Origin of the sequence: Streptomyces griseiscabiei (assembly GCF_020010925.1) — a bacterium.
In the GTDB taxonomy this organism is placed as follows: Bacteria; Actinomycetota; Actinomycetes; order Streptomycetales; family Streptomycetaceae; genus Streptomyces; species Streptomyces griseiscabiei.
In genome coordinates this window covers 649,370-661,486 of the sequence record NZ_JAGJBZ010000001.1, presented here as the reverse complement: position 1 = coordinate 661,486, position 12,117 = coordinate 649,370, and the positions used below count along the sequence as shown (strand labels likewise).

Annotated in this window: 11 protein-coding genes; 6 read left to right on the top strand and 5 right to left on the bottom strand. The window is 72.9% G+C overall.

The annotated features are described in order from the left end of the window. Window positions 1-55: 55 nt before the first annotated feature. A complete protein-coding gene (locus J8M51_RS02840; RefSeq protein WP_216589588.1) occupies window positions 56-679 on the top strand; it encodes an NADPH-dependent FMN reductase in 624 nt (207 codons plus the stop codon). A gap of 22 nt (window positions 680-701) precedes the next feature. On the opposite strand, the gene J8M51_RS02835 is transcribed toward J8M51_RS02840, so the two are convergent. Both J8M51_RS02835 and J8M51_RS02830 read right to left on the bottom strand, forming a co-directional pair. Continuing rightward, entirely contained in the window at window positions 702-1,409 is a 708-nt protein-coding gene (locus J8M51_RS02835) for a hypothetical protein (protein WP_267298938.1), read from the bottom strand. 68 nt (window positions 1,410-1,477) lie between these two features. Then, on the bottom strand, window positions 1,478-3,157 hold the full coding sequence (locus J8M51_RS02830) for a sigma-70 family RNA polymerase sigma factor (protein ID WP_267298937.1): 1,680 nt from the start codon (window positions 3,155-3,157) through the stop codon (window positions 1,478-1,480). Between the two features lie 353 nt (window positions 3,158-3,510). Here J8M51_RS02830 and J8M51_RS02825 point away from each other — a divergent pair, with 353 nt between their 5' ends. Genes J8M51_RS02825 through J8M51_RS02810 form a run of 4 tightly spaced genes read left to right on the top strand, consistent with a single transcriptional unit; the run spans window position 3,511 to window position 6,366 of the window. Continuing rightward, window positions 3,511-3,951, top strand: a complete 441-nt coding sequence (locus J8M51_RS02825; RefSeq protein WP_256966336.1) for an SsgA family sporulation/cell division regulator — start codon at window positions 3,511-3,513, stop codon at window positions 3,949-3,951. A gap of 23 nt (window positions 3,952-3,974) precedes the next feature. Next, window positions 3,975-5,120, top strand: coding sequence for a permease (locus J8M51_RS02820; protein WP_086764172.1), 1,146 nt, complete (start codon window positions 3,975-3,977; stop codon window positions 5,118-5,120). After that, window positions 5,117-5,923, top strand: coding sequence for a TIGR03943 family putative permease subunit (locus tag J8M51_RS02815; protein WP_086764170.1), 807 nt, complete (start codon window positions 5,117-5,119; stop codon window positions 5,921-5,923). The genes J8M51_RS02820 and J8M51_RS02815 overlap by 4 nt, the downstream gene beginning before the upstream one ends. Before the next feature lie 20 nt (window positions 5,924-5,943). Next, entirely contained in the window at window positions 5,944-6,366 is a 423-nt protein-coding gene (locus J8M51_RS02810) for a hypothetical protein (RefSeq protein WP_086764168.1), read from the top strand. A gap of 49 nt (window positions 6,367-6,415) precedes the next feature. Here the strand turns inward: J8M51_RS02810 and J8M51_RS02805 are convergent, their stop codons facing one another. Then, window positions 6,416-8,059, bottom strand: coding sequence for a M4 family metallopeptidase (locus J8M51_RS02805; RefSeq protein ID WP_086764166.1), 1,644 nt, complete (start codon window positions 8,057-8,059; stop codon window positions 6,416-6,418). A 176-nt stretch (window positions 8,060-8,235) separates the two neighbouring features. Between J8M51_RS02805 and J8M51_RS02800 the strand changes: the two genes are divergently transcribed. Further along, complete coding sequence (locus tag J8M51_RS02800) at window positions 8,236-8,676, top strand: gamma-glutamylcyclotransferase family protein (RefSeq protein ID WP_086764164.1); 441 nt, start codon at window positions 8,236-8,238, stop codon at window positions 8,674-8,676. Between the two features lie 41 nt (window positions 8,677-8,717). Here J8M51_RS02800 and J8M51_RS02795 read toward each other — a convergent pair whose 3' ends face one another. Further along, window positions 8,718-9,686, bottom strand: a complete 969-nt coding sequence (locus J8M51_RS02795; RefSeq protein WP_256966335.1) for a hypothetical protein — start codon at window positions 9,684-9,686, stop codon at window positions 8,718-8,720. Between the two features lie 223 nt (window positions 9,687-9,909). Continuing rightward, window positions 9,910-12,111 carry a molybdopterin oxidoreductase family protein gene (locus J8M51_RS02790; protein WP_267298936.1) on the bottom strand — a complete coding sequence of 734 codons (2,202 nt, stop codon included), beginning with the start codon at window positions 12,109-12,111 and terminating at the stop codon, window positions 9,910-9,912. Window positions 12,112-12,117 lie beyond the last annotated feature (6 nt).

The following is a 12,117-nucleotide window of genomic DNA, read 5'->3' as shown; positions in this document are numbered from 1 at the left end:
CCGTTGTCCGCGAGGACTTGACCTCAAGTCGAGTCGAGGTACGAGGGTGGTCGCCATGAAGACCGACACACACACTTCTGCCCACACCGAAGCACCCGCTCAGGCCGACACCCCGGTGCGGGTGACGCTGGTCATCGGGAGCAATCGCACGGGCCGCTTCGCCTCGGTGATCGCCAAGTGGCTGCTGGACCGGGTGCGGGAGCACGACGGTTTCGAGGTCGACGTGGTGGATGTGGCCGAGGCCGACCTCCCGACGACGTTCGAGCCGACGCCCGGGGCCACGGCACGGCTGGCCGAGATCACCCCGAGGCTGGCGGCGGCCGAGGCGTTCATCGTGCTGACCCCCGAGTACAACCACTCGTATCCGGCGGCCCTCAAGAACCTCATCGACTGGCACTTCCACGAATGGCGCGCCAAACCGGTCGCGCTCGTCTCCTACGGAGGGATGTCGGGCGGGCTGCGCGCGGCGGAGCACCTCCGGCAGGTCTTCGCCGAGCTGCACGCCACCACCGTCCGCGACACGGTCTCCTTCCACCACGCCCACGCCGCGTTCGACGACTCCGGTCACCTCAAGGACCCGTCCGCCCCGGACGCCGCCGCGCGGGTCATGCTGGACCAGCTCTCCTGGTGGGGCCGGGCCCTCCGGGAGGCCAAGCGCCGGCGGCCGTACGGGGGGTAGGGGGCGGTGCCGAAGCCGGGGCCTACGGCCGGCCGGCCCGCAGCGGCAGCGGGCCGCGGAGCCCGGCCACGTAGCGCCGGTACGCCCGGGCCTCGGCCGAGGTGCCCTCGACGCGGGCGTGGTGGTCGGGGAACATCGCGCTTCCCGCGTTCGGCGGGGAGGCGTTCGTCCCGAACCCGTTCCCGTGCAGGCGGCCGGTCACCAGCCGGCCCCGGCTCCCGGTGATCGGCCGGGACCGGCCGGCCACCACCGGACCGCGGTTGACCTGGAACCAGATCTGGCGGTGGTTGCCGAACGCCACGACACTCTCGCGGAGATCACGCACGTCGGTGTACACGTCGAAGTCCCAGTCGCCCGGAGCGCCCCCCGAGGCGTAGCGCGCACGGAAGCGGTGCAGGAACCGGGGGAGGTCGACAGCGGCACCGAACGGGATCAGCGCGTCGGCGTAGGGCTCACCGTCGATGAAGTGGACCCTGAACTCCAAGCCGTACGGCCGCCCCCGGACCTTCCTCCTGATGGCGAGCGAGAACGTGTGCGCGTCGCCGTGGCCGGAGCGGTTCGCGGTGCGGACATGCTGACTCAGATACTCGAACGACAGCGTCTCCCGATCGACCAGCAGGCCGGGGATCCGTTCGACCGAGCCGTGCAGCAGATAGAGACACATCAGGTCGACCGGATGCGCGTCGTGCGCCAGCCGTGTGAAGAACCCATCGGTGAATCCGTCCCGCAAAGGTGTCTCCCGTCGTGTCTCCCGTCGTCCCTCGGCACGGGTCGCCGCGCCGGTCCTCCGTCCCGTGGTCAGCAGTCGCCCCCGGGCCCGGGCACCTCCGGTTGCGGCTCCACAGGAGGAACAGGCACCTCCGGCGCAGGCTCGACAACCTCCGGCGGACCAGGCGCGGGGGGCTCTTCGACGGGCGGGGCTTCGGCCGGAGGCTCTTCGACGGGCGGCGCTTCGACCGGGGGCTCCTCCACGGGCGGCTCCTCCTGCACGGGCGGTGCCTCCTCCACTGGCGGTGCCTCAGCGGGCCCCTCCTCGGGAACGGACGGCTCGCCGGAACCGGGCCCCTCGGCCACCGGTTCCTCGGCCACCGGTTCCTCGGCCGGCGGCTGCTCCGCCCCCGGATAACCGCCGCCGGGCTCCTCCTCACCCGGCTCCTCGACGCCGGGTTCCTCCACCGCGGGCTCCTCGACCACGGGCCCGGTCCCGGGCACCTCCGCGTCCGGGCCCTCGGGGACGGTCACCTCCGGCCGCTGCGGGTCCCCGCCACCACTGTCACTGTCACCGTCATCGCTCCCGGAACCCCCCGCACCCCTACCGCCGTCGTCCCCCACCAGCACCACCACCGGGTCGGAAGGCACCGCTCCCCGGGGCGAGACCACCGCGTCCGTCACCGCGTTCCGCCGCTCCACGACCTCGGGCGACCGCGCCTCGGGCATCCGTGGCCCCGGCGCCTGGGCGACCGGCTCGCGTCGCGCGGGCGCCGTACCGGAGTCGAGAGGCCCGAGCACGATCCCGGCCACGACGGCGGCGGCAGCCGTGGCCGCCCCGACCGCGGCGACGGTGGGCACCTTCACGCCACCCGCCCCGCCGCCCACGGCCTGCCGCACCGCGTGCAGCAGTTGCCCGCCGGCGCCTCCCACGCCCCCGGCGCCACCGGCCCCGCCGAGCACGGCGGCCGTACCGGTGGAGCCCGCCGTGAGGGAGAGCAGCAGCTTGCCCCCGCCGCCGCCCACCACGAACACCAGCAGTGCCGGACCGACGAGCGCGGGCAGCCGGTCGTTCGTGCGCATCAGCACCGAGAGCCGCGCCCGGCAGTCGTCGCACGCGTCCACATGGCCGAGCAACTGCGCGGACTGGCGCGAGGTCGCCGTACCGCGCACATACGCCGGCATGCGCCCCCAACGCACCTGGCACGCCGGATCGATCGGCGCACCGGGCTGCTCGCGCAGAAACGCCTGGCGCATCCCTTCGCGCGCCCGGTGCAGCAGTACGGCCGTCGCGCCCTGCTTGGCGCCGATGCGCCGTCCGACGGTCTCCAGCGGCTCCCCCTCCGCCTCGGCCAGCCACAGCGCCTGTACCCACCGCTCGGGCAGCTGGCCCAGTACCCGGACCAACAGATCGACGGAGGAGACCTGTTCGGCAGGGTCGGAGGCGTCGGCCGACCGGGGTCCGACCACCCTGATCTCGGCCTCGGCCCGCTCGGGGGCCGTCGGGTCCAAGGGCGTCTCGCGTGTGGCCGTGGTGCCCGCCGTCGTCGCCAGATGCCGCACCGTCGTCATCAGATACGCCGGTACGTTGTCGATCTCGTGCCCCCCGGACAGCCGCCGCCACACGCGGAAGTGCGCCTCGGCGACGAGGTCCTCGGCGGTCCAGGAGTTCCGGGTGAGGGAGCGCGCGTACGCGACCAGGCGCGGGTGCTGTTCCTCGTAGATCCGGGTGTACGCGGCGGTCGCGGACCCGGAGAGGCCGTCGGTCATGGCGGGAACGCTCTCCAGTCGCCTGCTGATGAGATGAGATGAGTGGGGATGAGAACGATTTTGTATGTCGAGATGACAAAAATCTCAAGTAATCACACAAAGTGATGCGCGTCACAGCGGGTGACTTTGAAAACGGCGTAATACAGGGGGTCTTGGCGCGGTCGAGAGGGTGTGTCGTCCGGAGAGGCCGACCGGAGAGGTCGACCTGGCAGGCCGACCGAAGAAACATCTGACGAACACACGAACCCGCGGCATCCGAGCATCCGAAGAGCCTGAACCACATGAAGAAGTCGAAGCGCCCGAAGCAGCTCAAGCGCCCGAAGTACCTGAAGTGCCCGAACTGGAGACCGCTCATGCACCCCGCGCAGCCCACCCGGCCCACGCCCCCCGCTCTCGAACAACGCGCCCGCGCCCGCCTCATCACCCCCGACTACGAGGAGATCCCGGTACGCACCACCCTGCGCTACACCCCCGCCGACCCCCTCGCCGTGCACATCGACTTCCCGGCCGGTGCCTCCACCGACGACGCCGAGGTGACCTGGACGTTCGCCCGCACCCTGCTGGTGGAGGGGCTGGCCGCCCCGGCCGGTATCGGCGACGTGCACCTGTGGCCGTGCGGCCCGTCGCACACGGTCGTCGAGCTGCACTCCCCGCACGGCATGGCCATGATCCGCTTCGACACGCCCTCGCTCCGCCGCTTCCTGCGCCGCTCCTACGCCGTCGTCGCGCTCGGCGGCGAGGACCTGGAACCGGCGCTCGACGACGGCCTCGCCTCGCTTCTGGACGGGGTCTGAAGAGTCCGCCGGGAGCGCCCGCTATGTTCGATCCGATCAGCCGGACATTCGGAGTTGGCATGCAGAAGACAGAGGAACCGGCCGACGGGGCGGTGACGGCCGAGTCGGAGGAAGCGACGGCGGAGCCGGAGAGAACGGCGGCGGAGCCGGAGATGGCCGTGGTGGTCCACGAGGCCGCCCGCCGCGAAGCCCCCGACGGCACCCCCGATCACAGCTGGCCCCGGCACTGGCCCCTGCTGCTGCTCGGCGCGGCCGTCGTCCCCGGTGTGGTGCTGTTCGCGGTCGGGCGGGGGCTGGAGGAACCGGCCGTCCAGGCGTGGCGGACCGTCTGTCTCTCCATCACCGTGCAGGCGCTGCCGTTCCTGCTGCTCGGCACGGCCCTCTCGGGTGCCATCAACGCGTTCGTACCGGCCCGGGTGTTCACCCGGGTCCTGCCCAAGCGGCCGGCGCTCGCGGTCCCGGTCGCCGGTGCCGCCGGGGTCGTCCTGCCGGGCTGCGAGTGCGCGTCGGTGCCGGTCGCGCACAGCCTGATCCGCCGGGGCGTCAACCCGGCCGCCGCCTTCGCGTTCCTGCTCTCCGCCCCCGCCATCAACCCGATCGTGCTGACCGCCACGGCCATCGCCTTCCCCGGCAGCCCCGCCATGGTGCTGGCCCGGCTGCTCGCCTCGCTCGTCACGGCCGCCGTGATGGGCTGGCTGTGGCTCTGGCTGGGCCGCGCGGAATGGCTCAAGCCGGTCGCCCGGCACACGGGGCACCGCCCCGGGCAGAGCCGATGGAACGAGTTCCGGACCGGCTTCCAGCACGACTTCCTGCACGCGGGCGGCTTCCTCGTCGTCGGCGCGATGGCAGCGGCCACCTTCAACGTCCTCGTCCCGCGCACGGTGCTCGACACCTTCGCCGACTCGCCCTGGCTGTCGGTGCTGTTCCTCGCCGCGCTCGCCATCCTCCTCTCGGTCTGCTCCGAGGCGGACGCCTTCGTCGCCGCGTCCCTCACCGGCTTCTCGCCCACCGCGCGGCTGGCCTTCATGGTGGTCGGCCCCATGGTCGACCTGAAGCTGATCGCCCTGCAGACGGGCACCTTCGGCCGGGCCTTCGCGGTCCGCTTCTCCGCCGCGACGGTCGTCGTCGCGATCCTGTGCAGCGTCCTGATCGGAGCGGTACTCCTGTGAAACGCCCCCTCCAGGCGCTCCTTCTCCTCCTCAGCGGCCTCGGCCTCCTGCACGCCACCGTCCTCACCGACCACTACCTGCGCTACGTCAAGGCGGGCATGCACCCCCTCCTCGTCGCCTCGGGTCTCCTGCTGCTCGCCCTGGGCGCGGCGGAGGCATGGTCGCTGTGGCGACAGGGGCGAGACGGGAGCGCCGAGCGGGAGAGCCACGACCGTCACCACGACGGCCACGACGACGGCCAGCACGACGACGGTCACGGCCATGACCACTCCACCCCGCCCCGGGTCGCCTGGCTGCTGCTCCTCCCCGCGCTGAGCCTGCTCTTCTACGCCCCGCCGGCCATCGGCGCGTACACCGCCTCCCGTGAGGCTCCCAAGGCGGTGACGGTCACCGACCAGGACGACTTCGACGCCCTGCCGGCGACCTCCCCCCTTCCGATGACGCTCACCGACTTCACCCGCCGCGTGCAGCAGGACCGCCACCGGGCCATCGACGGCCGCCTCGTCCGGCTGACCGGCTTCGTCACCCCGGACAAGGGGGCCGCGGGCGACGGGACCTCCGGCTGGTATCTGACCCGGGTCATCTTCAGCTGCTGCGCCGCCGACGCCCAGTTCGTGAAGGTACGCGTCCACGGCATCGCGTCCCCGCCCGCCGACGCCTGGGTCACGCTCACCGGCACCTGGCACCCCGGCGGCACCCTCGGCACGAGCTCCGCCGCGGCGGCCCTCGACGCCCACGGCATCAAGAGGATCACCCGCCCCTCCAACGGCTACACGGACGCCCTCCCGCTCCCCTCGCCCTGACCCACAGGAACGCCCACGCGATGACGATCACGTACAAGCCGGGCCTGCTCCAGTCCGTCCTGCCCGTCCTGCTGGGGTTCCTGTGCGGCACGGCACTGCTGTACGCGGGCCTCGCCCTGGCCTCCGACCCGATGGACGGCGCCACGCTGCGGCAGTGCCTCTCGGGGGCGCTGACGGCCACCGTGGTCGTCGCGGTCCTGCGCCGCCAGGACGAACTGACCCTGACCGAGGACGCCCTCGTGATGCGCGGCATCCGGAGCAGGCGCGTGCCCTGGACGGCCGTTCGGCGTTTCGAGGTCCGGCGCGTTCTCGGCGTACGCCGGATCACCCTCCACACCGCGGACGGCCGCCGCACCACCCTGCACACCCCGGACTCCTTCCTCGACAAGGAGTTCGACCTGAAGGCGGAGACGCTCACCCGCTGGTGGCAGGAGCGCCGCTGAACCGGACACGGCTCCCCGGCGCCGCCACGTGAACGACCCTCGGGCGACGTCAGCCCACGGACACCGCGCTCCACGCCGCCGCCACCGCGCCGTACTCCGTGCTCCCCGCCCCGTACAGGTCCCGCGCCGCGTTCAGGGTCGCCGTACGGGCGCCCGCGTAGTTCGTGGACGAGGTCATGTAGACGGTCAGGGCCCGGTACCAGACGGCGCCCAGCCTGTCCTTGCCGATGCCGGTCAGCGTGGAGCCGTCGCAGGTGGTGCCGGAGTGCTCGACGCCGCCGATGGTCTTCGTGCCGCTGCCCTCGGCGAGGAGGTACGCGAAGTGGTTGGCGACGCCCGAGGAGTAGTGCACGTCCAGGTTCCCGACCGAGGAAGTCCAGCAGTCCGCCGAGGAGCCGTCCTTGCTGGGCCGGTCCATGAACCGGAGCGCGGGCCTGCCGAGACCCGGGCGGACGACCTTCTCGCCGACGAGCCAGTCACCGGGGTCGGAGGCGTTGTCCGCGTGGAACTCGACCAGGGTCCCGAAGATGTCCGACGTGGCCTCGTTCAGCCCGCCCGGCTCGCCCGAGTACGTCAGGTCGGCCGTCGCGGAGGTGACGCCGTGGCTCATCTCATGACCGGCCACGTCCAGCGAGACGAGCGGGCCGAGCAGGTTCCCGTCACCGTCGCCGTAGGTCATGCAGAAGCAACTGTCGTCCCAGAAGGCGTTGTTGTAGGCGTTGCCGTAGTGGACGCGGTTGTACGAGCCCCGGCCGTCGTTCGCGATGCCGTTCCGGCCGTGGACCTTCTTGTAGTAGTCCCAGGTGGTGTCGGTGCCGTACTGCGCGTCGACGGCGGCGCTGGCGCGGTCCGCGGCCGTGCCGGTGCCCCAGTGGTTGTCGGCGTCCGTGAAGAGCGTCGCGGGGGCGCGCCGGACGCAGATGCCGAGGACGCACAGGTCGGTCTGGTTCGCCGCGTCACCGGTGTACGTGTTGCCGCGCGTGGGGTCCTTGAGCTGGTACGCCGACCCGGAGACGGTGGTCTCCAGGGGGACCGTGCCGGAGTAGAGGGACCTGCCGTCGCCGGTCGCGGTCTCCAGCGCGTCCCAGGCGTCGATCTGCTTCCCCGTGACGGCGTCCGTGACGACGGTACGGGCGACCGGGTTGCCGGCCTCGTCCTGGGCCAGCGCGTCCGTCCGCCAGGCCAGCTTCGGGGCGCCGTGCAGGGCGTCGACGACCAGCCGGGGCTTGGACGTCAGCCTGCGGAGCGTCTCGCCGACGTTCGCGGCGCGCAGCGCGGCGGCGGCGAGATCGGCGGCCCTGGGCGCCTTGACGGCGGGGGTGACGGTGGGGACGGTGATCTCCCGGACGGTCGCCCGGTCCGCGCTCCGGAACTCGCCGCCGGGGGTGAGATGGACGACGAAGTCGCCGCCCAGCACCGGGAGTTCGCGGTAGGTCCGGTCGTAGCGGACATGCCGCGCGCCGTCCGCGTCCACGATCACGTCCCGTACGGTGGTGTCCTGGTCCGCGGTGAGCCCCAGACTCGTCGCGCGGTCCCGCAGGACGTCGGCGGCGTCGGCGATCGCGGTGTCCCGGTCGGGCCGGTCGGCGGCGCCCGCGGTGGGGGTGAGCGTCGCCGCCAGCAGCGCGGCGGCCGTGACGGCGGTGCCGGTGGTGGCGAGGCGCGGGCGTCGGGGGTGCCGTATTCGGCTCATCGGTCTCCCAGGGACGGTGGTCGGTGGAGCGACCACGGATGTCGTCCGATTTAAGTGGGCATGACAGGCCGAGTCCAGGGCGTCACCAGGGGGATGTGTGAGGGGTGAGAATCGTTTCTGCAAAGGCCTGCGCACGGTACGTCCGGCCACGTCCGCACCCCCAGGAGAGAAGAACGGTGCTCCCCTTCTTCGTCTACGGCACCCTCCGCCCCGGCGAGGTCAACCACGACCTCTTCCTGCGCGGCCGCACCCGCACCGAGGAGCCGGCCCGGATGTACGGCATGACGCTGTACGACGGCCCCGGCTATCCCTACGCGGTGGAGACCGGCGGGGCAGCGGACGGGGCCGCGGCCCGGGCCGGGGTGAGCGGTGAACTGGTCACCGCGCGACCCGAGTCCTACGCCGAACTCCTGCGCACCCTCGACGAGTTGGAGGAGTACGCCCCGGACGACCCGGCGAACCTCTACGAGCGGGTGGCCCGCGAGGCGATCCTCGCCGACGGCACGGCCGTACGGGCGTGGGTCTACGTCGCCGCCCCGCACGTGGCCGCCGGGCTGCGGGCCGGCGGGAAGCCGATCGACGGCGGAGACTGGCGCACGCACCGCCCGCGCGGCTGATCCGGGTGCGGCGCGGGGCCCGCGCCGCGGTGCGCGTCCGGTCAGTCGGTGACCGGCTCGCCCGTCAGCGCGTCCGCACGGTCGCGCGGGTCGCGCAGGGCGCGGCGACAGGCGGCCAGGGCGGACAGCGCGTCGTCGAAGCGGGTGCCGAGGGCGAGGACGGCCCACTCGGTCGTGAACTCGGCGCCCGGCGCCAGGACTTGGCACCATCGGTGCTCGTCGTGGGTGGGTCCGCCGAGCGCCAGATACGTCCGGCCCGCCGACTCGCCGGCCTCCCACGCCCAGCCCGCCGCCGACTCGATCCGCCACAACCAGGCGCGCCCGTCCCTACGGTGCCGGAGTGCGCCCGTCGCGAGAGGCCCGTCCGTGCGCAGGCCGCCCCGTCCGGCACGCCGTGCCGCCGCGTGCCCGGTGCCGGGGACGGAGTTCCGCAGGGGCTCGGTGTGCCAACGGGACTCCCCGAGACGGTCGTTGTGCGCGTGGAGGACCAACAGCTCGTCGGAGGAGGGCAGTCCGCCGAGGAGAAGACTGGCGACCGCGCCCACGGTGAGCGTCCCGGTGCCGTCGTGGCGCAGCCGGACGCGGGAGCGCAGCACGGGGACGCCGTCCGGTGAGGCGTACTCGGCGAAGGCGGTCAACCCGGTTGTGGGGTCGTGGAGTTCGAAGGTCAGCCGGTGCCAGTCCGGGCCCGCGGCGCAGTCGGACGCGATGCCGGGTGCGGTGCCGGGTGCGGTGCCGCCGTAGGTGGAGTGGTGCGCCCGGTATCTCAGCCGGCCGCCCGCTTCCGTGTCGTCGCCGAGCAGGGTCAGACGGACCAGCGGCAGCGCGGTGCCGGTGCCGGTGGCGCCCTCCTCGGGGCCCGGTTCGGGTTCGTCGGGGCGGCGGACGCGCAGCAGTCCGGGCGCGTCACCGCTCAGGTCGAAGTCGGCGGTCAGCGCGGAATGGCCCCAGCGGTACGCGAGGCTCCACGGGAACGAGTCGACCCACTGATGACTGTCGTGCTGCGGCATGCGATCCCCCCGGGTCGGCTGTGCTCCCCAGTGTCCACGGCGAGCTGTGCGTCCGCTGTCCCCATCCTCGGTGCAACGTTCGGGATACCCACACGGGATCTACGCATCAGAGAGCATGAATGTTCAAGTTAACGGGGTGTCGCTGCTGTCGAGATCGCCCAGGGAGCAGGGAGCAGGGAGCCGGGAGCCGGTCACCGTCTCCCGCGCCGTGTCGGCGGCGCCCCTACTCCCGCACCGCCTCCACCCGTACCGCGCACGTCTTGAACTCCGGCATGCGGGAGGTGGGGTCGAGGGCGGGGTTGGTGAGGGTGTTGGCGCGGCCCTCGCCCGGCCAGTGGAACGGCATGAAGACCGTGTCGGGGCGGATGCCGGTCGTGATCCGGGCCGGTGCCACGGCCCGGCCCCGCCGGGAGACCACGGCGACCGGTTCGCCCTCCGCCGCGCCGAGCCGCTCGGCCAGCCGGGGGTGCATCTCCACGAAGGGCCCGGGCGCGGCGGCGTTCAGCTCGTCGACCCGCCGGGTCTGGGCCCCCGACTGGTACTGGGCGACCACCCGCCCGGTGGTCAGCAGCACCGGGTACTCGGCGTCCGGCTCCTCCGCGGCCGCCCGGTGCGACACCGGCACGAACCGGGCCCGCCCGTCCTCCGTGGCGAACCGGTCGAGGAAGAGCCGGGGGGTACCGGGGTGCACTCCGGCGACAGCGGGGGCGGCGGACGCCTCCACCCCGGCGGCGGCCCCGGCAGTCTCCGGCTCGGCGGCCACGAGGCCCCCCACCCCGTCGGCGGCAGTCAAGGACCCAGCCCCGTCGGCCGGTGCCGGGCAGGGCCAGAACACCCCGTTCTCCTCCGCGAGCCGGCGGTAGGTGATCCCCGAGTAGTCGGCGGGCCCGCCCGCGCTCGCCCGCCGGAGCTCCTCGAAGACCTCCTCGGGGTCGGTCGGGAAGCCCTTCTCGACGCCCAGCCGGTCGGCCAGCTCGTGCATGACCTCCAGGTCGCTGCGGACACCGTCGGGCGGGGTGATCGCCTGCCGCCGCAGCAGCACCCGCCCCTCCAGATTGGTCGTCGTGCCGCTCTCCTCCGCCCACTGGGTCACCGGCAGCACGACGTCCGCCAGCGCCGCCGTCTCCGACAGCACGACATCGCACACCGCGAGGAAGTCCAGCGATTTGATCCGGTCCTCGATGTGCGCGGCGCGCGGTGCCGACACCACCGGGTTGGAGCCCATCAGCAGCAGCGACCTGATGTCCGTACCCAGCGCGTCCAGCAGCTCGTACGCGCTCCGCCCGGGCCCCGGCAGCGAGTCCGGGTCGACGCCCCACACCTCGGCCACATGCCTGCGCGCCTCGGGGTCGACCAGCTTGCGGTAGCCGGGCAACTGGTCGGCCTTCTGCCCGTGTTCGCGCCCGCCCTGCCCGTTGCCCTGCCCGGTGAGACAGCCGTAGCCGGACAGCGGCCTGCCCGCCCGGCCCGTCGCCAGCGTGAGGTTGATCCACGCGCCGACGGTGTCCGTGCCCTTGGACTGCTGCTCGGGCCCGCGCGCGGTGAGCACCATCGCGTGCTCCGGCTCGCAGAACAGCCGTACGGCCTCCCGCAGTTCGGGAACGGACACCCCCGTGATCCGTTCCACGTACTCCGGCCAGTGCGCCATCGCCGCGGCCCGCGCCTCCTCCCACCCGGCGGTCCGCTCCCGGATGTACTCCTCGTCCGTCCGTCCCTCCGCCACGATCAGGTGCAACAGCCCGAGGGCCAGGGCGAGATCGGTGCCGGGGCGCGGCGCCAGATGCAGATCGGCCTGTTCTGCCGTACGGGTGCGGCGCGGATCGATGACGATCAACGTGCCGCCGTTCTCGCGCAGTTCCGTCAGATACCGCAGCGCGGGCGGCATGGTCTCCGCGAGATTGGAGCCGACGAGGATCACACAGCCGGTCCGCGGGATGTCCTCCAGCGGGAACGGCAGCCCCCGGTCCAGCCCGAACGCCTTCATCCCGGCCGCCGCCGCCGAGGACATGCAGAACCGCCCGTTATAGTCGATCTGCGAGGTGCCCAGCACCACCCGCGCGAACTTCCCGAGCGCGTACGCCTTCTCGTTGGTCAGTCCGCCGCCGCCGAACACCCCGCACGCGTCCGGACCATGTTCCGTACGCGTGCGGGTGAGCCCCTCGGCGATGCGGTCGAGTGCCTCGTCCCAGGAGGCGGGTTCCAGGCGGCCCGCCCTTCTGACCAAGGGACCGGTCAGCCTGACCCGGGACGAGAGCACAGCCGGGGCCGTACGGCCCTTGCCGCACAGTGCTCCCCGGTTCACCGGGAAGTCCGCGCGCTCCGTCACCACCACGGCACCTTCGGACCCGTCCGCACCGGGCGTCAGGTTCATCCCGCACTGCAGGGCGCAGTACGGGCAGTGGGTGGGCGTCGCGGAGTTCGGCATACCGCC